The organism is Thiomonas sp., from assembly GCF_034007205.1.
Classification (GTDB): Bacteria; Pseudomonadota; Gammaproteobacteria; order Burkholderiales; family Burkholderiaceae_C; genus Thiomonas.
On the sequence record NZ_JAVERI010000012.1, the window covers coordinates 36,160 to 56,450 of the forward strand.

A 20,291-nucleotide genomic window follows, 5' to 3' on the forward strand; every position below is an offset into this window, starting at 1 on the left:
CAGGGCGGAACAGGGACGGCTTGACCCGCGCTGCGCCAAGGATGAAGGGGTCGATTGCAGCGTCTACTGCAGGGCCGGGAGGCCGAGCGCTTCGAGTGGGCCGCGGCCGATGCGGATGACCACGGGCGCGGCACCGCACAGGTCGACCACGGTGGTGGGCTCGCTCGGGCAGGGGCCGGCGTCGAGCACCAGATCGACCTGGTGTTCGAGGCGGTCTCGAATCTCTGCCGCATCATTGAGCGCGTGCTCGTCGCCGGGCAGAATCAGCGTGGTGGCGAGCAGGGGCTGAGCCATTTCCACCAGCAGATTGTGGGCCACGGCGTTTTGCGGCACCCGCACGCCGATGGTCTTGCGCGAAGGGTGCGACACCCGGCGCGGCACTTCCTTGGTGGCTTCGAGGATGAAGGTGTAGGGCCCCGGCGTGCAGGCGCGGATGAGGCGGTATTGCCGGTTGTCCACGCGGGCATAGTTGCCCAGTTCGGACAGATCGCTGCACAGCAGGGTGAGGTGATGGCGCTCGTCCACCTGGCGGATTTGCCGCAGGCGCTGCACCGCGGCCTTGTCGTCGAGATGACAGACCAGGGCGTAGGACGAATCGGTGGGGATGGCCGCCACGCCGCCGCCATGCAGCACGGCGGCCGCCTGCTTGATCAGCCGCAGTTGCGGGTTGTCGGGGTGCAGGGTGAAGTATTGCGCCATGGCGGAAGGGTTCAATGGAGCAGGTCCCAGACCGGAGTGAGATCGGCTGGCAGGGGGGCGAGACGCCCGAGGTCGCAGGCGCTTTCTCCCGGGCTGTGAAAATCGGAGCCGCGCGAGGCGTAGAAGCCCAATTCCAGCGCGATCCGGGCGTATTTCCGGGCCTGCGCTGCGGTATGGCTGCCCGTGACCACTTCGATGCCCTGGCCGCCCAGCGACTTGAAGCGCTCCAGCAGCGCCCATTCCTCAGTCTCTGTGAACCGATAGCGGCCTGGGTGGGCGATGACGGCGATTCCGCCTGCAGCACGAATCCAGCTCAGGGCATCGTCGAGACGGGCCCATTCATGTTCGACATAGCCGGGTTTGCCCGGCGTCAGGTAGCGGCTGAACACCTCGTGAGTCTGGCGGCACACGCCATGCTCCACCAGCAACCGGGCAAAGTGCGTGCGCGACAGCAGCGTCGGGTTGCCCGCATGGCGCAATGCGCCGGCATACACATCGGTCAGGCCCAGATGCCTTTCGAGATCGGCTGCCATGTCTCTGGCCCGCTGGTCACGGCCAACCCGGATCTGTTGCAGTCCGTCCAGCAAACGTGGGTTTGTGGCGTCGATGTTCAGCGCCACGATGTGCACGGTCTGCGCGGCAAACGAAATCGAGATTTCCACCCCAGGCACAAAGCGCAGACCCAGCGATTGCGCGCTTTGCCGCGCCTCGGCCAGGCCACCGAGTTCATCGTGATCGGTGAGCGCCCAAAGGTCGACCCCATGCGCATGCGCGCGCTGCGCCAGTGCGGCAGGCGCCAGCGTGCCGTCCGACACGGTGGAGTGACAGTGCAGATCGGGGTTGCGCGCAAATGGGGAAGACATGTGGACCATTGTAGGGAGGGGATACTGAAATGGCGTGGACAGGCCCTGGGAGTCTGTCGGGCTTGGGGCGCGGAAGGCGAAAAAGGGCAGTGTGGATGCCATGTGGCGGCGGATTTGCAGCCCCATAGCCGAAGCTATGGGGCAAAAAGACGCTGCCGCAGGGCGCCGCACCGCCCTTTTGCAGCCCGCGATCCTCAAGCCCGGAAGGCTCCTAAACTACGCCGGATGGGCAAATCCTCACGACACGTCAGCCTGACCCCGGCGACGAAGTGGCTGCGCGCGCAGGGCGTGGCCTACACCGAGCAGGTGTATGACTATGTCGATCATGGCGGCGCCGCCTGGGGCGCGCAAAGCCTGGGGCTGGCGCTGCGCGCGGTGATCAAGACGCTGGTGATGCAGGACGAGGCGGCGCAGCCGCTGATCGTGCTCATGCATGGCGACTGCGAGGTCTCCACCAAACGGTTGGCCCGGGCGATCGGTGCACGACAGGTCGAGCCGTGCAGGCCCGAGGTGGCGCAGCGTCACAGCGGGTATCTGGTCGGAGGCACGTCGCCGTTTGGTCTGCGCAAAGCCATGCCGATTTACGGAGAAGCATCGGTGCGGGCGTTGGATCGCATCTACATCAACGGCGGTCGGCGCGGCTATTTGCTGGGCATGTCGCCCGCCGTGCTCGATACCCTGTTGCAAGTCCGCTGGGTGGATTGCGCCCAATAGATGCCCAATAGAATCACGCCGCATGAATACGTCGACCATCGTGGCCCTGATCTTCGCCGGGCTGGCCTATCTGCTGGGATCGCTGTCGTTCGCCGTTCTGGTCAGCCGGGTCATGGGCATGGCCGATCCGCGCACCTATGGCTCGGGCAATCCGGGCGCCACCAATGTGCTGCGAAGCGGCAACAAGTTCGCCGCCATTCTGACCTTGCTGCTCGATGTCTTCAAAGGCTGGCTGGCTGTCTGGCTGGCGATGCTGCTGGGGCCGGGATTCGGGCTGGGCGCGCCCGGCGTGGCCCTGGTGGCCGTGGCCGTGTTTCTCGGGCATCTCTACCCCGTGTTTTTCCATTTCAAGGGCGGCAAGGGCGTGGCGACCGCAGCGGGTGTGCTGCTGGCGATTCAGCCCTGGCTGGGTCTGGCCACGCTGGCGACCTGGCTGATCGTCGCCGGGTTTTTTCGCTACTCTTCGCTGGCGGCGCTGGTGGCTGCCGTGTTCGCGCCGTTCTATTACTGGTTTGGCGGCGGGCTGGCGTGGAATACCGACCCGGCTCTGCTGCTCGCCCTGGTCATCATCAGCGTGCTGCTGATCTGGCGGCACAAGAGCAATATCGGCAAGCTCATGCGCGGTGAAGAAAACCGCATCGGGCGGAAAAAATGAGACGGAAAATGCGGGTTCTTCCCGTTCAGTAACGCGGGCTCAGGGTCATGCGGTCGCCGTCGTGCTGCATGTTCACCCGCTGCAAAAAGCTCATGCCCAGCAGAGCGAAAGGCATCGGAGTGTCGATCACCACGGCGGGCACGTTGCGCAGTTCGATGTCACCCACGCGCACTTTGTCGAGATCGATCAAGGTCGCAGGCACCGTGCCATTGGCGGTGTTGACCGCCGAGGCCCTTGCATTGTGCAGATCGAGGCCCAGCCGTTGGGCCTGCTCGCGGCTGAGGGTGATGCGGGTCGCCCCCGTGTCCACCATCATGCGCAGCAGTTCGCCGTTGATGCGGCACTCCGTCACGAACTGCCCGTTCGATTTCGCAAACAGCACGGTGCGCTGGGCGGCCGTCGCCCCGACGCTCAGCGGTGCGGCGCCCAGACCCAGATGCATTTTCTGCCCGTTGACTTCAACCGTGGCCTGCTGATCCGAGAGTGCCAACAGCTTGACGCCCTGCACCGTTTGACCGACTCGCAGCGTGCGGGGTGCGCCCCCATCGATCACCAACAGCGCCTGATCGCCAAACCTGCCAGCGAGGCCCACGCTTGCCGCAGCAAAAGCCGGGCTGCCGCAGAGTGCAATGGCGGTGCATGCTGCAATCCAGCGGACGGTACGCGCAGCGGACGAAGGGCGCAGCGGCATGGCGGACTGGTTCACGCCGACTCAGTCACGAAAATTATTGAATGACAGCGGGGCTTCCTCGATGTCCTTGCGCAGCACCGCCATGGCAGCCTGCAGATCATCGCGCTTGGCCCCGGTGATGCGAACGACGTCGCCCTGAATTGCGGCGGTGAGCTTGAGTTTGGAGCCCTTGATCGCCGCGGTGATCTTTTTCGCCAGCTCCTGCGGGATGCCGACCTTCACCGTGATGACCTGCCTGACCTTGTCGCCGGATATTTTTTCGATTTTCCCAGGGTCGAAAAAGCGCGGGTCGATCTTGCGCTTGGCCGCCTTGGTCATGAGCACATCGCGCACCTGCCCGAGCTGGAAGTCGCTGTCGGCCGTCAGGGTGATGGCCTTGTCGTTGTGCTCGACCTGGGCGGAACTGCCCTTGAAATCAAAGCGTGTGGCGATTTCCTTGCTGGCTTGGTCGCAGGCGTTGCGCACTTCGACGAGATCGGGTTCGAGAACGGTATCGAATGAGGGCATGGCAAGGACAGGATCCTGGAGAATAATGAGCGTTTACTCTGCAGGATTCTATGAGTCTGGAAATCGAAACCGATGTGCCCCTGCGCGCATTGAACACTTTTGGCATCGACGCGACGGCGCGGCGTCTGGTGCGGGTGCGCAGTGCGCGCGATGTGCGACTTGTCGTCGATCACCCTGAACTGGGTCGGTCGCCCAAGTTCATTCTGGGCGGCGGCAGCAACGTGCTTTTCACCTGCGACATCGACGATGCGGTGGTGGTGAAGACGGAAATTCACGGTCTGCGCGTGCTGGAAGACGACGCGCATTCCACCTTGATCGAAGCGGGTGCGGGCGAGCCCTGGCATGACGTGGTGACCTGGGCGCTGGAGCAGGGCTTTGCCGGACTGGAAAATCTCGCCCTCATTCCCGGCACGGCGGGCGCGGCGCCGGTGCAGAACATCGGTGCGTATGGTCTGGAGCTGTCCGACAGGCTGGAATCGGTCGATGTGGTCGATCTCGTCACGGGTCGCAGCGCCACGCTGCCTGCGGCGCATTGTCGGCTGGGCTATCGCGACAGCATTTTCAAGCGCGAACTCGCGGGCAAGTCGGTCATCACCGCGATACGCCTGCGTCTGCCCAAACCCTGGGCGCCGGTGGCGGGGTATGCGGACGTGGCCCGCTGGTTGCAGCGCGAGCACATCGACCATCCATCGCCCCGCGACGTGTTCAAGGCCGTGTGCGACATTCGCACCAGCAAATTGCCGGATCCGGCCAGGCTGGGCAACGCCGGGAGTTTTTTCAAGAACCCGGTGGTCAACCGCACCCTCCGCAATGAAATATTGGAAGACCATCCCGACATCGTCAGCTACCCGCTGGACGACGGCACCTACAAGCTCGCCGCAGCGTGGATGATCGCCGCCTGCGGCTGGAAAGGGCGAACGCTGGGCCGCGCGGGAGTGCATGAGCAACAGCCGCTCGTTCTGGTCAATCGTGGCGGTGCCAGCGGGGCCGACGTCCTGGAACTGGCGCGCGCGGTGCAGGATAGCGTCGAGCAGAAATTCGGCCTGCGTCTGGAACCGGAACCGGTCATACTGTGATGCAGACGATTGCTGATTTTTTCGCCTTCCGCACCTTTGTCAGCCTGGACGTGTTGCGCGTGGTCTATGCGCTGGGTGCCATCGGCATGCCGCTGCTGGCCTGGGCGGTGTGGCTCTGGCTCGGTCGTTTTGCGCTGTGGCGGTCGATGCGCGGGGTGTCCGTGACGGCGGTGAGGCGCTTCGTGCCCAGGCGCTGGCGCGTGATGTCCATTTTGCTGTTCCTGCTGTGTTTTTTCTGCATGGAACTCGCGTGGCGAATGATGTTTGAATTCATCATTGCCTACCTGCAGATGCGTGACGCCTTGCAACTGCTGACACAACGCGCGGGCCTGCATTGAGCGCCCAAGCCGCCTGCAAACCATGGCAAAGGGCTTGGCAGCGCGGGTCCCATAAGGATCGCGGCATGGGCACGGAAACGCCCACTTACATCCCTGCTTTGCGCTGCATCAAAACTGCGTGTTAGAGTGTGACCAGACTCTTTTGAGTCAGGCCCTTCTAAAGCCGCAATCCGCCAATCGGGCAGCCCGAGCCGCGGAAGGATGTCTTCCCACTGAGCGCCGGGGTGCCCGGCAGACTGTGAGCGCATATGTTGATGCAGAAATTCAAAGCCAATTCGTATCTCTTCGGCGGCAATGCACCGTATGTCGAGGAGATGTACGAGAGCTACCTCTCCAACCCCGGCTCGGTGCCGGATCATTGGCGCGACTACTTCGATGCGCTGCAGCATGTGCCCGCGCTCGACGGCAGCAATGCGCGCGACGTGCCGCATGCGCCTGTGGTTTCGGCTTTCGCCGAACGCGCCAAATCCGGCCCCATTCGCACGCTGCAGGCGGTGGCCGATGGCGAACTGGCGCGCAAACGGGTTGCGGCGCAGCAACTCATTGCCGCCTACCGCAACGTGGGGGTGCGCTGGGCAGACCTCGATCCGCTCAAGCGTACCGAGAGACCCCCGATTCCCGATCTCGATCCGGCGTTCTACGGTTTCACCGACGCCGACCTGGAGACGGTGTTCAACGTCAGCAATACGTTTTTCGATCGCGAAAATCTGTCGCTGCGCGAGCTGATCAACAACCTGCATGAAACCTATTGCGGCTCGCTGGGCGCCGAGTTCATGTATTTGAGCGATCAGGACCAGAAGCGCTGGTGGCAGCAGCGGCTGGAATCGACCCGCACCCGCCCGAATGTGGATGCGCAGGCGAAAAAACACCTGCTCGAACGCCTGACCGCCGCCGAGGGCCTGGAGCGTTACCTGGCGACCAAGTACGTCGGTCAGAAGCGGTTTTCGCTGGAGGGCGGCGAGAGCTTCATCGTCTCGATGGACACGCTGGTGCAGCGCGCGGGGCAGGTGGGCATCCAGGAGGTGGTGATCGGCATGGCGCACCGCGGCCGGCTGAACGTGCTGGTCAACACCCTGGGCAAGCGCCCGCAGGACTTGTTCGACGAGTTCGAGGGCAAGCATGCCGACGATCTGCCGTCGGGCGACGTCAAGTATCACCAGGGCTTTTCCAGCGACGTCTCCACCCCGGGTGGGCCGGTGCATCTGAGTCTGGCCTTCAATCCCTCGCATCTGGAAATCATCAACCCGGTGATCGAAGGTTCCACGCGCGCGCGGCTGGACCGTCGCGGCGATGCGCTAGGCGAGACGGTGCTGCCGGTGCTGGTGCACGGCGACGCCTCGTTCGCCGGGCAGGGCGTGGTGATGGAAACCCTGGCGCTGGCGCAGACCCGCGGCTACACCACCGGCGGGACGGTGCACATCGTCATCAACAACCAGATCGGCTTCACGACGTCCGATCCGCGCGACGCTCGTTCCACCCTGTATTGCACCGATGTGGTGAAGATGATCGAAGCGCCCGTCCTGCACGTCAACGGCGACGATCCGGAGACCGTGGCGTTCGCCACCAGCCTGGCGCTCGACTACCGCAAGCAGTTCCATCACGACGTGGTGGTCGACATCGTCTGCTTTCGCAAGCTGGGCCACAACGAGCAGGACACCCCGGCGGTCACCCAGCCGTTGATGTACAAGAAGATTGCCGCGCATCCGGGAACGCGCAAGGTCTACGCCGACCGGCTGGCGAGCCAGGGGGTGATCACCGCGGAGGACGCCGAGCAGATGGTGCACGAATTCCGCGCCGAGATGGAGTCTGGCGTGAGCCGGGAGCCAGTGCTCACCAACTACAAGAGCAAATACGCGGTCGACTGGACGCCCTTCCTCGGCCGGCGCTGGACCGACAGCGCCGATACGGCGATGCCGTTGACCGAACTCAAGCGGCTGGCCGAGCGCATCACCACCGTGCCGCAGAACTTCAAGCTGCATCCGCTGGTGGAAAAGGTGATCGCCGACCGCGCCAGGATGGGTCGGGGCGAGCTGCCGCTCGACTGGGGCATGGGCGAGCATCTGGCGTTCGCCTCGCTGGTGGCCAACGGCTTTCCGGTGCGGCTGTCGGGCGAGGACAGCGCACGCGGGACGTTCAGCCATCGCCACAGCGTGCTGCACGACCAGAACCGCGAGAAGTGGGACGTGGGCACCTACATCCCGCTGCAGAACGTCGCCGAGGATCAAGCGCCGTTCACCGTCATCGACTCCATCCTGTCCGAAGAGGCGGTGCTCGGTTTCGAGTACGGCTACGCCACCGCCGACCCGCGTACCCTGGTGATCTGGGAGGCGCAGTTCGGCGACTTCGCCAACGGCGCGCAGGTGCTGATCGACCAGTTCATTTCTGCCGGCGAGGTGAAGTGGGGGCGCGCCTGCGGCCTCACGCTGATGTTGCCGCACGGCTATGAAGGGCAGGGGCCGGAACACTCGTCGGCGCGGCTGGAGCGCTACCTGCAGCTTTGCGCCGAGACCAATATGCAGGTCTGCCAGCCGACCAATCCGGCGCAGATCTTCCACCTGCTGCGCCGGCAGATGATCCGGTCGCTGCGCAAGCCGCTGATCATCATGACGCCCAAGTCGCTGCTGCGGCACCCGCACGCCAAATCGCCGCTGACCGATCTGGCCAACGGGCGCTTCGAGTTGGTTCTTCCCGAGACCGCGGATCTCGACGCCGACAAGGTCAAACGCATCATCGCCTGCTCGGGGCGGGTGTACTACGACCTGCTGGCTGCGCGCGCCGAGCGCAAGATCGACGATGTGGCCATCATCCGGCTGGAGCAGCTCTATCCCTTCCCGCACAAGGCCTTCGCGGCCGAAGTCAAACGCTACCCCAACGCGCGCGACATCGTCTGGTGCCAGGACGAACCGCAGAACCAGGGCGCGTGGTTCTTCGTACAGCATCACATCCACGAGAACATGCTCGAAGGGCAGAAGCTCGGCTACGCCGGGCGGCCGGCATCCGCCTCGACCGCAGTGGGCTATTACGCCAAGCATGTCGAACAGCAAAAGGAGTTGCTGGCAGCGGCATTCGGCAAGCTCAAGGGTTATGTGCTGACGCGCTAAGGCAGGACGGGGGCGGCTCAACTCCGTTCCCTTCACCCTTTCACTCCATTTCCCACACACCGTTCACAGGCCGTCATTTCCTCGGCTTTCTAAAAAATACCGTAATCCATCATGGCGCTGATCGACATCAAAGTTCCTCAACTCTCCGAATCCGTGGCCGAAGCCACGCTGCTGACCTGGAAAAAAAAGCCCGGCGAACCCGTGGCGCAGGATGAAATCCTGATCGAAATCGAGACCGACAAAGTGGTGCTCGAAGTGCCCGCTCCCGCAGCCGGGGTCATGGCGCAGATCATCAAGAACGACGGCGAATCGGTGACCAGCGACGAGGTTATCGGCAGGATCGACACCGAAGCCAAACCCCAGACCAGCCCGCTGCCCGTGGCGCAGGTGCAGGCGCCCGCACCGGCCTCGTCCCCAGCCTCGCCCCCCGCTGCGCCTTCGGCTGCGGGCGCGGCGGTGGCCATGCCGGCTGCCGCCAAGATCATGGCCGAGCAGGGGGTGAATCCATCGGATGTGGCGGGCACCGGGCGCGGCGGGAGAATCACCAAGGGCGATGCCTTGCAGTCCGCAGCAACCCCCAAGGTGCAAACGACGCCGGCAGCGCGGCCCAGTGCTGCGGCGCCCAAGCCCGCAGCGGCGGTGCAGATGCCTTCACTCACCATCCCCGCGCTGCAGCCGGTCGAGGCCGATCTCGATCTGGCCACTTACACCGACCGCCCCGAGCAGCGCGTGCCGATGAGCCGGCTGCGCGCGCGCATTGCCGAGCGGCTGCTGCAGTCGCAGGCGACCAATGCCATCCTCACCACCTTCAATGAAGTCAACATGAAGCCGGTGATCGATCTGCGCAATCTCCACAAGGACAAGTTCGAGAAAACGCACGGCGTCAAGCTCGGTTTCATGAGCTTTTTCGTGCGCGCCGCGGTGCATGCGCTGCGCAAGTTCCCGCTGCTCAATGCGTCGATCGACGGCAACGACATCGTCTATCACGGCTATTTCGACATCGGCATCGCCGTGGGCAGCCCGCGCGGCCTGGTCGTGCCCATCCTGCGCAATGCCGACCAGATGAGCTTCGCCGACATCGAAAAGGCGATTGCCGATTTCGGCGCCAAGGCGCGCGACGGCAAGCTCACCATCGAGGAACTCACCGGCGGCACCTTCTCCATCAGCAACGGCGGGGTATTCGGCTCGATGCTGTCCACGCCCATCATCAACCCGCCGCAGTCGGCCATTCTGGGCATCCACGCCACCAAGGACCGGCCCGTGGTCGAAGACGGCCAGATCGTCATCCGCCCGATGAACTACCTGGCGCTGAGCTACGACCACCGCCTGATCGACGGCCGCGAGGCGGTATTGAGTCTGGTGGCGATGAAGGAGGCGCTGGAAGATCCGGCGCGTCTGCTGCTCGATCTTTGAAACGGGCCATAAGCAAGGCTTTATCGGCTTTTTCGCGCGCGGCGCAGGGCGCTGCGCGCCATCAGGAATCCATCATGTCTTCAGCATTCGATCTCATCGTCATCGGCGCCGGCCCTGGCGGCTATATCGCCGCGATCCGCGCCGCCCAACTCGGCCTGAGCGTGGCCTGCATCGACGCCTGGCGCAATGCCCAGGGCGGCCCGGCGCCTGGCGGCACGTGCACCAATATCGGCTGCATACCCTCCAAGGCACTGTTGCAGTCCAGCGAGTATTTCGAGCAGGCCGGGCACGACTTTGCCGCGCATGGCATCGGCGTGAGCGGCCTGAGCATCGACGTGGCCGCCATGCAGCGGCGCAAGGCCCAGGTGGTCAAGCAGAACAACGAGGGCATCCTCTACCTGTTCAAAAAGAACAAGGTCACTTTTTTCCACGGCGAGGCCGCGTTCAAGGGTGGCACTGCCGATGCGGGCTGGCAGATTGCATTGACCGGCAAGGACGCCGAGCAGACGCTGTCGGCCAAGCAGGTCATCGTGGCGACGGGTTCCGTGCCGCGCAGCCTGCCGGGGCTGGACTTCGACGAGCAGCGCGTGCTGTCCAACGACGGCGCGCTGTCCATCGACGCCGTGCCCAAGACGCTGGGCGTCATCGGCGCCGGGGTCATCGGCCTGGAGATGGGCAGCGTGTGGCGCAGGCTGGGCGCTGAGGTCACGCTGCTCGAAGCGCTGCCCGAGTTTCTCGCCGCCGCCGATGCGCAGGTCGCCAAGGAGGCGCTCAAGCAGTTCACCAGGCAGGGGCTGGCGATTCATCTGGGTGCCAGGATCACCGCGACCAAGGTGCTGAAAAACGGCGTGACCGTGGACTGGACCGACGCCAAGGGCGAGGCACAGACGCTGAAGGTGGAGCGGCTCATCGTCTCGGTGGGGCGCAAGCCCAATACCGAGCGCCTCGGCGCCGAAAGCGTCGGCCTGAAACTCGACGAGCGCGGTTTCATCGCGGTGGACGCCGACTGCCGCACCAATCTGCCGGGCATCTGGGCCATCGGCGACGTGGTGCGCGGGCCCATGCTGGCGCACAAGGCCGAAGAAGAGGGCGTGGCGGTGGCCGAGCGCATCGCCGGGCAGAAACCGCATGTCGATTTCAACACCATCCCCTGGGTGATCTATACCGCGCCCGAAATCGCCTGGGTCGGCCAGACCGAGCAGCAGCTCAAGGCCGCGGGCCGCGCATACAAGGCGGGCAGCTTTCCCTTCATGGCCAACGGCCGCGCCCGCGCCCTGGGCGATACCACCGGCTTCGTCAAGATGCTGGCCGATGCGCAGACCGATGAAATCCTCGGCGTGCACATCATCGGCCCGATGGCTTCGGAACTGATCGCCGAGGCCGCGGTGGCGATGGAATTCAAGGCGTCGAGCGAAGACATCGCCCGCATCTGCCACGCGCACCCGACCTTGTCGGAAAGCCTGAAGGAAGCCGCGCTCGGCGTCGATGGCCGCACGCTGAATCTCTGAACGGCTTGCATGAACGTCACCGAGTATTTCGAGCAATCCTTGCGCGAGCGGGGCTTTGCCGCCGACGCCGCGCAGCGCGCCGGTGTCGCCCGGCTGCAGCAGTGCTACGACGAATGGGTGGCGTACAAGTCGCGCCGGTCGAGCGCCATCCGCCGCGCCCTCGTCCACCCCGAACTGCCGCGCGGCGTTTACCTCTACGGCGGCGTGGGGCGGGGCAAGTCGATGCTGATGGATGCGTTTTTCGTCACCGTGCCGCTGTTGCGCAAGACGCGGCTGCACTTTCACGAATTCATGCGCGAAGTGCAGCGCGAAATGGCCGTGCTGCAGGGCACGGTCGACCCGCTCACCGAACTGTCCAGGCGCATCGCGCGGCGCTTCCGGCTGATCTGCTTCGACGAGTTTCACATCAGCGACGTGACCGACGCGATGATCCTGCACCGCCTGCTCCAAGGGCTGTTCGACAACGGGGTGCAATTGGTGGCCACGTCCAACTTCCACCCCGACGACCTCTATCCCGACGGACTGCACCGCGACCGCATCCTGCCCGCGATCGAGCTCATCAAACAGAAAATGGACGTGGTCAAAATCGATGCGGGCGTGGACTACCGCCACAAGGCCCTGCGCGAACTCGACCTCTACATCACCCCGCTGGGCGAAGCGGCCCAAGCCCGCATGGAACAGGCCTTCGAGCGCATGGCCTCCAGCACCGAAGAAGACCCGGTGCTGACCATCGATGGGCGCGAGGTGCAGGCGCTGCAACGCGCGGGCGGCGTGGTGTGGTTCAGCTTTCACGAACTGTGCGAAACCCCGCGTTCGCAAAACGACTACCTCGAAATCGCCAGCCGTTTCCACACCGTGCTGCTGTCGGACGTGCCGCAGATGACCGAAGACAGGGCCAGCGCCGCGCGCCGCTTCACCCTGCTGGTCGATGTGCTGTACGACCGCCGCATCAAGCTCATCGTCTCTGCCGCCGTGCCGCCCGAGCAGCTCTATGTGCATGGGCCGCTCGACTATGAATTCACCCGCACCGTGTCCAGGCTGCACGAAATGCAGAGCGCCGAATACCTGCGCGAGGGGCGGCGCCAGGGCGAGGCTGCTTTGGTATGAGGGCTGTTTGGAGTCTGTGCGCGGTCGTGCTCGCGCTGACGACGGGCCTGGCGGGGCATTTCGCCTTGGCCGAATCTGCGCAGCCGACCCCGGCGCAGGACGCGGCGCAACAAGCGGCGCTGCAACGACAGCGCGCTCAAGTGCTGGCGCAATACGCCCAGCAGCGCAATGCCTGTCTGCAGCGCTTTTTTGTCAACGACTGCCTCGATGCCGCGCGCGAAAATGAACGCGCAGCCTTGGCGCCGATCGATGCCCAACTGCAGGCCATTGCACTGCGCAGCCGCATGTGGGCTGCCGAAGACGAAATTCGCCGGGTGCAGGCGAATATCGCCGCGGCACAGCGCGCACAGCCCGACCGCGCCGAGGCCGAGCGTCAGCGCGCCGCACGCGAGGCCGAGCTTGCGCGGCGACAGCAACAGGCCGCCCAGCACGCAGAGCAGGCCGCCCATCCGACGAACCGGCAGAAAGTGCCCGCAGAATCTGCTGCGCGCGGCCCCCAGCCCGCGGATCGACCGTTTCCGACCCCTGCGCCGTCATCGCAGCTCAGCCCGGCGCAGCGCGCTGCGGATGCGCAGCGGGCGCAGGCCGACTTCGCCGCCAGGCAAAAAGCCTACGCCGAGAAGCAGGCCGAGCAGGCGCGCCAGAACGCCGCCAAGCCGGCGGCCGCACCGCTGCCGCTGCCGCCGCCGAGCGCGCCGCTGCGCTGAACCGGCCGCGGCGGGGACGATGGCCCCGACGGGCTACCATGCCCGTCTGTCCATTCCGGCTATTGCGCATGTTGATCGAATCTCCCCTGGTTGCGGCGTTCACCCATCAGACCCCGGAGCGGCTGCGGCTGCAGATCGGCATTCTGCTGGGCGTCGTGGTGCTCGGGGCGCTGCTGGGGACGGCACTCGAAAAGCAGGTGCGCAAGCTGCCCGGCTGGAAGGCCGCGTTTGACGCGAGCTGGCGCTACGGTCTGGGGTTTCCCGCGGTGGCCCTGCTGATGCTGGTTCTGGTGCGGCATGGCTCGCATCTGCTGCTCGAACTCCCACTGCTCAAACTGGCCCTGCCGGTGCTGGCGGTGCTGCTGCTGGTGCGGCTGGCGGGTTCCGTCGCCAGGCAGCGGTTTGCCCAGGATGGCGGCGTGCGCTACCTGGTGCGCGTGGTCAGCATCGGTCTGTGGACGGCACTGGCCCTGCATCTGGCCGGGGTGCTGCCGGAAATCCGCGAGGCGCTCGACGCGCTGTCGGTCACGCTGGGTAAACAGCGCCTGTCGGGTTGGACCTTGCTCAAGGGCGCGGCGTCCATCGCGGTCACGCTGCTGCTGGCGTTGTGGGTTTCCTCGCTGCTGGAAGCGCGTCTGATGCGCACGCCGCTGGATGCCAGCCTGCGTCTGGTGTTCACGCGGCTGCTGCGCTCGGCGGTGCTGCTGGTGGCCATCCTCACGGCCCTGCAGATGGTGGGCATCGATCTCACCGTGCTGAGCGTGTTCGGCGGCGCGCTGGGCGTGGGCCTCGGCCTGGGTCTGCAGAAAATCGCGGCCAACTATGTTTCGGGCTTTGTCATCCTGCTCGAACGCAGCCTGCGCGTGGGCGACAACGTCCGCGTCGATACCTTCCAGGGACAGATCATCGACATCAAGACCCGCTACACCCTAGTGCGCAGCGCGGGGGGGCACCGATTCCATCGTGCCCAATGAAATGCTGATCGCCAACCGCATCGAAAATCTCTCTTACAACGACCCCAACGTCTGGCTGTCCACCACGGTCGGGGTGTCGTACGACACCGACATCGAAACAGCGCTGGCCATCGTGCGGGAGGCGGCGCAGTCCGTGCCGCGCGTGCTGCACAGCCCCGGCCCGAGCGCGGTGCTCGATGCCTTTGGCGACAGCGCGATCAACATCACCGTCGGCTACTGGATCGCCGACCCGGAAAACGGTACCCTGGGTGTGCGTGGCCAGGTCAATCTCGCCATCTGGCACGCGCTCAAGCAACACGACATCGAGATACCGTTCCCGCAGCGGGTGCTGCAATGGGCGCCGGGCCAGGAGGGTGCGCCGTTTGCCGCGCCCTTGCCAAAGGCCACGCAACCGCAAAGCCCCCGCCGCGCGGAACCCGACGACGCGGGCGACTGACGCAAGGTCTGACCAAGGCGTCTGTCGCAGCATTTAGTTCAATAGAGGAGACCGATATGCAAGACGCTGACCTTACCCCCAACCGCGCCAACCACGCGCCACTCACGCCGCTGATCTTTCTCGACCGTGCGGCGGACGTTTATCCGCAACGCACGGCCATCCTCCACGGCAACCTGCAGCGCAACTGGGCGCAGACGCGCGAGCGCTGCCGCAGGCTGGCCTCCGCGCTGCTGCGCCGGGGCCTGCAGCGCGGGGACGTGGTCGCGGCCATGCTGCCCAACGTCCCGGCCATGGTGGAGGCGCACTTCGGCGTGCCGATGGCCGGGCTGGTGCTCAACACCCTGAACATCCGGCTCGATGCCGAGGCGCTCGCCTACATGCTGCTGCATGGCGGCGCCAGGGCCGTGCTGGTCGATCCCGAACTGGCCGCGGTGATGCAGCGTGCCATAGCTCTCGCCGTGGAGCAGGGCCTGCCGCCGCCGCTGGTGATCGACGTCCCCGATGCGCAATTCGTGCCCGAAGGGCGGGGCATCGGTGCGCTGGACTACGAGACCTTGCTCGCCGAAGGCGTGGCGGGCGGCGCCCTGCCCGACCAGGCCGACGAATGGGATGCGATTTCGCTGAACTACACCTCGGGCACGACGGGCAAACCCAAGGGCGTGGTCTATTCGCATCGCGGCGCCTATGTGAATGCAGTGTGCAATATTCTCGAATGGGACATGCCCAAGCACCCGGTCTATCTGTGGACCCTGCCGCTGTTTCATTGCAATGGCTGGTGCTTCGCCTGGACGGTGGCGGCGCGCGCCGGGGTCAACGTCTGTCTTCGCAAGGTCGAGGCGCAGGCGATTTTCGACCGCATACGCCAGGCCGGGGTGACGCACTACTGCGGCGCGCCCATCGTCCACAACCTGCTGGTCAACGCGCCGGCAGAAATGAAGGCCGGCATAGGCCACAAGGTGCGCGCGATGGTCGCTGGCGCCGCGCCACCGGGGACCATGATCGAAGGGCTGGAGGCCATGGGTTTCGAACTCACCCACACCTACGGCCTCACCGAAACCTATGGCCCGGCGACGGTCTGCGCCAAACAGCAGGACTGGGCCGGGTTGCCGCTGCCCGAGCGCGCCCGTTTGAACGCCCGGCAGGGCGTGCGCTATCACCTGCAGAATGCGGCGACGGTGCGCGACCCCGAAACCCTGGAAGAAGTGCCGCACGACGGCCAGACCATGGGCGAGATCATGTTCCGGGGCAACATCATGATGAAGGGCTATCTGGGAGATCCCGAGGGTACGGCGCAGGCGTTTCGCGGCGGCTGGTTCCACAGCGGTGATCTCGCCGTGGTCGACCCCGACGACTACATCAAGATCAAGGATCGCAGCAAGGACGTGATCATTTCGGGCGGGGAGAACATCTCCAGCCTCGAAGTGGAAGACGTGCTCTACCGGCATCCGGCCGTGATGGTTGCCGCCGTGGTGGCGATGCCCGATCCGAAGTGGGGTGAGATTCCCTGCGCGTTTGTCGAACTCAAGCCGGGCCAAACGGCGACCGAAGACGAGATCATCGCATTCTGCAAATCGCATCTGGCGGGCTTCAAAACACCGCGCAAAGTGGTGTTCGGGGAGGTGCCCAAGACCTCGACCGGCAAGATCCAGAAATACGCCTTGCGCGCGCAGGCGCATTCGCGCGAGGCGATCGATGTGTAGCACTGCGCGCCGCTTTCAGCTCCCAGCGGTTTGGGCAGAGGCGGCGAGCCCTTTCCCCAGGGCTTGATTCGCCGCCGCTTCCCTCGTTACACTGCAAAAAAAAAGCGAACGGTCGTTCTATTAAGGCCTGCGCTGCCTCAAGTGGGCAGCGCTTCCTATACTGTCACCGCATAACAAACCCTCATGGAGCAATGGCATGAAAGTGCTGGTCGCGGTCAAGCGCGTGGTCGATTACAACGTCAAGGTGCGGGTCAAGTCCGATGGCAGCGGGATTGATGCCGCCGGTGTGAAGATGAGCATGAACCCTTTCGACGAGATCGCAGTGGAAGAGGCGGTGCGACTCAAGGAAAAAGGCGTGGCTACCGAAATCGTCGCCGTGAGTTGCGGCCTGGCCGCCTGCGGCGAGACCCTGCGCACCGCCCTGGCGATGGGCGCAGATCGCGGCGTGCTGGTGGAAAGCGAGGCCGAATTGCAACCTTTGGCCGTGGCCAAGCTGCTCAAGGCGGTGGTCGAAAAAGAGGGCGCGCAGCTCGTCATTCTGGGCAAGCAGGCCATCGACGACGACTCCAACCAGACGGGGCAGATGCTCGCCGCGCTGCTGGGCTGGCCGCAGGCGACCTTCGCCTCCAAAGTCGAAATCGACGCCGCGCAGGCGCGCGTCACGCGCGAGGTGGATGGCGGACTGGAGACGATCGCGGTCAAGCTGCCCGCCGTCATCACCACCGACCTGCGGCTGAACGAGCCGCGCTATGTCACCCTGCCCAACATCATGAAGGCGAAGAAAAAGCCGCTCGACACGCTCAAGCCCGAAGAGCTGGGCGTGGATGTGAGCCCGCGCCTGAAAACGCTCAAGGTCGCCGAGCCGCCCAAGCGCGGCGCCGGCGTCAAGGTGCCCGATGTGGCCACGCTGGTGGCCCGCCTGAAAACCGAGGCCAAGGTGATCTGACCGGCTTTGCTTCAAGCAACCCATCCGAGGATTTTTCATGACCGCACTCGTCATCGCCGAACACGATAACCAGGTTCTCAAGCCCTCCACCCTCAACACCCTGGCCGCGGCGCTGCTCTGCGATCCGCAAGTGCATGTGCTGGTTGCCGGGCACGACTGCGCGGCCGTCGCCCAGGCGGCCGCGCAGGCGGCTGGCGTCGCCAAGGTGTTGTGCGCCGACGCGCCGCAACTGGCCGACGGCCTGGCCGAAGTCGTCGCCGCGCAGGTGCTGGCGCTGGCACAGGCGTATGGCCATATCCTGGCCCCGGCCACAGCCTTCGGCAAGAACCTGATGCCGCGCGTGGCCGCGCTGCTCGATGTGGCGCAGGTGTCGGACATCATTCATGTGCACGGCCCAGACACTTTCGACCGCCCCATTTACGCCGGCAACGCCATTGCCACCGTGCAAAGCGTCGACCCGATCAAGGTCATCACCGTGCGCACCACCGGCTTCGACCCGGCGGCGGCCACAGGGGGCGCAGCCGAGGTCGTCCGCGTCGATGCGGTGGCGGACAGCGGCCTGTCCAGCCTGAGCGGGCGCGAAACGACCCGAAGCGAACGGCCCGAACTCACCGCGGCGAAGGTCGTCGTCTCGGGAGGGCGCGGGCTGGGCAGCAAGGAGAATTTCGAGGCCTTGTTGGTACCCTTGGCCGACAAGCTGGGCGCCGCGCTGGGCGCCAGCCGCGCAGCGGTCGATGCGGGCTATGCGCCCAACGATTGGCAGGTTGGGCAGACCGGCAAGATCGTCGCGCCACAGCTCTATGTGGCCGTGGGCATTTCCGGCGCCATTCAGCACCTGGCCGGCATGAAAGACAGCAAGGTCATCGTCGCCATCAACAAGGACGAGGAGGCGCCGATCTTCGGCGTGGCCGACTACGGTTTGGTGGCCGATCTGTTCACCGCCGTGCCCGAGCTGGTCAAACAGCTCTGAAATCCGGGGCCCGTCCGTTCACATTCATCAGGTCGTTCGCACGGCCTGCCCGACAGCCGCACAGACGGCTGATCCCCAACATACCCAGAGGGAGACTCGCATGAGCTATACCGCCCCCATCCGCGACATGATGTTCGATCTCGAGCATCTCGCGGGCCTGGAGTCCATTTCCAGACTGCCGGGTTTCGAGGACGCCACACCCGATACCGCGGCGGCGGTGCTGGAGGAATGCGGCAAGTTCAACCGCGAGGTGGTGGCTCCGCTGAACCGCGAAGGCGATCTCCATCCCAGCTCCTGGGCCGACGGCAGGGTGACGACCCCGCCCGGGTTCAAGCAGGCTTTCCGTCAATTCGTCGAAGGCGGGTGGCAGGGCTTGCAACACCCCACCGAGTTCGGCGGACAGGGTCTGCCCAAGAGCATCTCGGCGGCGTGCACCGAAATGCTCAACAGCGCCAATCTGAGCTTTGCGCTTTGCCCGCTGCTGTCGGACGGTGCCATCGAAGCCCTGCTCACCGCAGGCAGCGAAGCGCAGAAGCAGCGCTACATCCCCAAGCTGATTTCCGGCGAGTGGACCGGCACCATGAATCTCACCGAGCCGCAGGCGGGTTCCGATCTGGCGCTGGTGCGAACCCGCGCCGAGCCGCAGAGCGACGGCACTTACCGCCTGTTCGGTCAAAAGATCTACATCACCTACGGCGAACACGACATGGCGGACAACATCGTCCATCTGGTGCTGGCCCGCCTGCTCGATGCGCCGCCGGGGGTGAAGGGCATTTCGCTGTTCATCGTGCCCAAGGTGCTCGAAGACGGCCGCCGCAACGATGTTTGGTGCGCCTCGATCGAGCACAAGCTGGGCATCAAGGCCAGCCCGACGGCGGTGCTGATCTACGGTGATGGCAAGGGCGAGGCGGGCGCAGGCGCGATCGGCGAACTGGTCGGCGAGCCCAATCGCGGTCTGGAAACCATGTTCATCATGATGAACGCGGCGCGCTACGCCGTCGGACTGCAGGGCATCGCCGTGGCCGAGCGGGCTTATCAGCAGGCGGCGGCCTATGCCAAGGAACGGATCCAATCGCGCCCGGTGGACGGCAGTGCGGCGCAGCCGGTGGCCATCGTGCATCACCCCGATGTGCGCCGCATGCTCATGACCATGCGTGCGCTCACCGAAGGCTGCCGCGCGCTGGCGCTGGTGGCCGCCAGCCTGCACGATGTGGGGCGCGCCCATCCCGACGCTGCCCAGCGCGCCGCGCACGAGGCGGCTTATGAATTTCTGGTGCCGCTGGTCAAGGGCTACTCCACCGAAATGAGCATCGAGGTGGCGAGCCTGGGCGTGCAGGTGCATGGCGGCATGGGTTTCATCGAAGAGACCGGGGCGGCGCAGCACTACCGCGACGCGCGCATCCTCACCATCTACGAAGGCACCACCGCCATCCAGGCGAACGATCTGGTGGGGCGCAAGACGCTGCGCGACGGCAGCGCCGTGGCGCTGCAATTCGCCGCGAGGGTGAGCAAGGTCGAAGAGGCGCTGACTGCGACCGGCGATGCGCAGGCCGTGGCGATGGCGGGCCAGTTGCGCCAGGCCCGCGAAGCCTATGCGCAGGTGGTGGCGTTTGTCGCCGCCCACGGCAAGCCCGACCCGAACGCGGTTTATGCCGGCAGCGTGCCGTATCTGATGCTTGCCGGCAATCTGATGGCCGGCTGGCAGATGGCCCAAAGCTGGCTGGCCACGCGCGACCTGCCAGCCGAGCAGGCCGCTTTCGCCCAGGCCAAACGCGCCACCGCTGCGTTTTACTGCGCGCACATCCTGCCGCGCTGCGGCGCCCTGCGCGAAGCCGTGCTCAGCGGTGCGGACAGCGTGATGGCGCTGCCGGTCGAGGCATTCTGAA

Annotated in this window: 19 protein-coding genes; 15 read left to right on the forward strand and 4 right to left on the reverse strand. The window is 65.3% G+C overall.

The features are described from left to right. Nucleotides 1-63: 63 nt before the first annotated feature. Entirely contained in the window at nucleotides 64-699 is a 636-nt protein-coding gene (locus RBR52_RS10910) for an L-threonylcarbamoyladenylate synthase (protein ID WP_320377349.1), read from the reverse strand. Nucleotides 700-710: 11 nt separating this feature from the next. Beyond that, on the reverse strand, nucleotides 711-1,562 hold the full coding sequence (locus RBR52_RS10915; protein ID WP_320377284.1) for a 3',5'-nucleoside bisphosphate phosphatase: 852 nt from the start codon (nucleotides 1,560-1,562) through the stop codon (nucleotides 711-713). A 225-nt stretch (nucleotides 1,563-1,787) separates the two neighbouring features. Here RBR52_RS10915 and RBR52_RS10920 point away from each other — a divergent pair, with 225 nt between their 5' ends. Further along, on the forward strand, nucleotides 1,788-2,276 hold the full coding sequence (locus RBR52_RS10920; protein ID WP_320377286.1) for an aminoacyl-tRNA deacylase: 489 nt from the start codon (nucleotides 1,788-1,790) through the stop codon (nucleotides 2,274-2,276). A gap of 22 nt (nucleotides 2,277-2,298) precedes the next feature. Further along, a complete protein-coding gene (gene plsY / locus RBR52_RS10925) occupies nucleotides 2,299-2,931 on the forward strand; it encodes a glycerol-3-phosphate 1-O-acyltransferase PlsY (RefSeq protein WP_320377288.1) in 633 nt (210 codons plus the stop codon). Between the two features lie 25 nt (nucleotides 2,932-2,956). Here plsY and RBR52_RS10930 read toward each other — a convergent pair whose 3' ends face one another. Next, nucleotides 2,957-3,637 carry a TIGR02281 family clan AA aspartic protease gene (locus RBR52_RS10930; RefSeq protein WP_320377289.1) on the reverse strand — a complete coding sequence of 227 codons (681 nt, stop codon included), beginning with the start codon at nucleotides 3,635-3,637 and terminating at the stop codon, nucleotides 2,957-2,959. A 6-nt stretch (nucleotides 3,638-3,643) separates the two neighbouring features. Next, complete coding sequence (locus tag RBR52_RS10935) at nucleotides 3,644-4,129, reverse strand: YajQ family cyclic di-GMP-binding protein (protein WP_320377290.1); 486 nt, start codon at nucleotides 4,127-4,129, stop codon at nucleotides 3,644-3,646. A 50-nt stretch (nucleotides 4,130-4,179) separates the two neighbouring features. Between RBR52_RS10935 and murB the strand changes: the two genes are divergently transcribed. The 13 genes from murB to RBR52_RS11000 all read left to right on the forward strand — a co-directional run bounded on the left by murB (nucleotide 4,180) and on the right by RBR52_RS11000 (nucleotide 20,290). Continuing rightward, entirely contained in the window at nucleotides 4,180-5,205 is a 1,026-nt protein-coding gene (gene murB, locus RBR52_RS10940; RefSeq protein WP_320377291.1) for a UDP-N-acetylmuramate dehydrogenase, read from the forward strand. After that, a complete protein-coding gene (locus tag RBR52_RS10945; RefSeq protein ID WP_320377292.1) occupies nucleotides 5,205-5,543 on the forward strand; it encodes a DUF4282 domain-containing protein in 339 nt (112 codons plus the stop codon). Before murB ends, RBR52_RS10945 begins: the two co-directional genes overlap by 1 nt. A 248-nt stretch (nucleotides 5,544-5,791) precedes the next feature. Then, nucleotides 5,792-8,644: a 2-oxoglutarate dehydrogenase E1 component gene (locus RBR52_RS10950; RefSeq protein WP_320377293.1), complete on the forward strand. Its 2,853-nt coding sequence runs from the start codon at nucleotides 5,792-5,794 to the stop codon at nucleotides 8,642-8,644. A gap of 111 nt (nucleotides 8,645-8,755) precedes the next feature. Next, nucleotides 8,756-10,057: a 2-oxoglutarate dehydrogenase complex dihydrolipoyllysine-residue succinyltransferase gene (gene odhB, locus RBR52_RS10955; RefSeq protein WP_320377294.1), complete on the forward strand. Its 1,302-nt coding sequence runs from the start codon at nucleotides 8,756-8,758 to the stop codon at nucleotides 10,055-10,057. A 74-nt stretch (nucleotides 10,058-10,131) separates the two neighbouring features. Further along, entirely contained in the window at nucleotides 10,132-11,565 is a 1,434-nt protein-coding gene (lpdA, locus tag RBR52_RS10960; protein WP_320377295.1) for a dihydrolipoyl dehydrogenase, read from the forward strand. Between the two features lie 9 nt (nucleotides 11,566-11,574). Then, entirely contained in the window at nucleotides 11,575-12,672 is a 1,098-nt protein-coding gene (zapE, locus tag RBR52_RS10965) for a cell division protein ZapE (RefSeq protein WP_320377296.1), read from the forward strand. Next, nucleotides 12,669-13,379, forward strand: a complete 711-nt coding sequence (locus RBR52_RS10970) for a hypothetical protein (RefSeq protein WP_320377297.1) — start codon at nucleotides 12,669-12,671, stop codon at nucleotides 13,377-13,379. Before zapE ends, RBR52_RS10970 begins: the two co-directional genes overlap by 4 nt. 68 nt (nucleotides 13,380-13,447) lie before the next feature. Continuing rightward, on the forward strand, nucleotides 13,448-14,353 hold the full coding sequence (locus RBR52_RS10975) for a mechanosensitive ion channel family protein (RefSeq protein WP_320377298.1): 906 nt from the start codon (nucleotides 13,448-13,450) through the stop codon (nucleotides 14,351-14,353). Then, nucleotides 14,343-14,789 (forward strand): mechanosensitive ion channel domain-containing protein, encoded by a 447-nt coding sequence (locus RBR52_RS10980; protein WP_320377299.1) that lies wholly within the window; start codon nucleotides 14,343-14,345, stop codon nucleotides 14,787-14,789. Before RBR52_RS10975 ends, RBR52_RS10980 begins: the two co-directional genes overlap by 11 nt. A 56-nt stretch (nucleotides 14,790-14,845) precedes the next feature. Beyond that, the gene (locus RBR52_RS10985) at nucleotides 14,846-16,489 is read left to right on the forward strand and encodes an acyl-CoA synthetase (RefSeq protein WP_320377300.1); all 1,644 of its coding nucleotides are present in this window, start codon (nucleotides 14,846-14,848) and stop codon (nucleotides 16,487-16,489) included. A gap of 196 nt (nucleotides 16,490-16,685) precedes the next feature. Continuing rightward, nucleotides 16,686-17,435 carry an electron transfer flavoprotein subunit beta/FixA family protein gene (locus RBR52_RS10990; RefSeq protein ID WP_320377301.1) on the forward strand — a complete coding sequence of 250 codons (750 nt, stop codon included), beginning with the start codon at nucleotides 16,686-16,688 and terminating at the stop codon, nucleotides 17,433-17,435. Between the two features lie 37 nt (nucleotides 17,436-17,472). Beyond that, complete coding sequence (locus RBR52_RS10995; RefSeq protein ID WP_320377303.1) at nucleotides 17,473-18,405, forward strand: electron transfer flavoprotein subunit alpha/FixB family protein; 933 nt, start codon at nucleotides 17,473-17,475, stop codon at nucleotides 18,403-18,405. Nucleotides 18,406-18,505: 100 nt separating this feature from the next. Next, nucleotides 18,506-20,290, forward strand: a complete 1,785-nt coding sequence (locus RBR52_RS11000; protein WP_320377304.1) for an acyl-CoA dehydrogenase — start codon at nucleotides 18,506-18,508, stop codon at nucleotides 20,288-20,290. Nucleotide 20,291: the final 1 nt, after the last annotated feature.

Coding starts and splice junctions, on each gene's coding strand:
- RBR52_RS10910 (WP_320377349.1), bottom strand. CDS start 699: ATGGCGCAATACTTCACCCTGCACCCCGACAACCCGCAACTGCGGCTG.
- RBR52_RS10915 (WP_320377284.1), bottom strand. CDS start 1,562: ATGTCTTCCCCATTTGCGCGCAACCCCGATCTGCACTGTCACTCCACC.
- RBR52_RS10920 (WP_320377286.1), top strand. CDS start 1,788: ATGGGCAAATCCTCACGACACGTCAGCCTGACCCCGGCGACGAAGTGG.
- plsY (WP_320377288.1), top strand. CDS start 2,299: ATGAATACGTCGACCATCGTGGCCCTGATCTTCGCCGGGCTGGCCTAT.
- RBR52_RS10935 (WP_320377290.1), bottom strand. CDS start 4,129: ATGCCCTCATTCGATACCGTTCTCGAACCCGATCTCGTCGAAGTGCGC.
- murB (WP_320377291.1), top strand. CDS start 4,180: ATGAGTCTGGAAATCGAAACCGATGTGCCCCTGCGCGCATTGAACACT.
- RBR52_RS10945 (WP_320377292.1), top strand. CDS start 5,205: ATGCAGACGATTGCTGATTTTTTCGCCTTCCGCACCTTTGTCAGCCTG.
- RBR52_RS10950 (WP_320377293.1), top strand. CDS start 5,792: ATGTTGATGCAGAAATTCAAAGCCAATTCGTATCTCTTCGGCGGCAAT.
- odhB (WP_320377294.1), top strand. CDS start 8,756: ATGGCGCTGATCGACATCAAAGTTCCTCAACTCTCCGAATCCGTGGCC.
- lpdA (WP_320377295.1), top strand. CDS start 10,132: ATGTCTTCAGCATTCGATCTCATCGTCATCGGCGCCGGCCCTGGCGGC.
- zapE (WP_320377296.1), top strand. CDS start 11,575: ATGAACGTCACCGAGTATTTCGAGCAATCCTTGCGCGAGCGGGGCTTT.
- RBR52_RS10970 (WP_320377297.1), top strand. CDS start 12,669: ATGAGGGCTGTTTGGAGTCTGTGCGCGGTCGTGCTCGCGCTGACGACG.
- RBR52_RS10975 (WP_320377298.1), top strand. CDS start 13,448: ATGTTGATCGAATCTCCCCTGGTTGCGGCGTTCACCCATCAGACCCCG.
- RBR52_RS10985 (WP_320377300.1), top strand. CDS start 14,846: ATGCAAGACGCTGACCTTACCCCCAACCGCGCCAACCACGCGCCACTC.
- RBR52_RS10990 (WP_320377301.1), top strand. CDS start 16,686: ATGAAAGTGCTGGTCGCGGTCAAGCGCGTGGTCGATTACAACGTCAAG.
- RBR52_RS10995 (WP_320377303.1), top strand. CDS start 17,473: ATGACCGCACTCGTCATCGCCGAACACGATAACCAGGTTCTCAAGCCC.
- RBR52_RS11000 (WP_320377304.1), top strand. CDS start 18,506: ATGAGCTATACCGCCCCCATCCGCGACATGATGTTCGATCTCGAGCAT.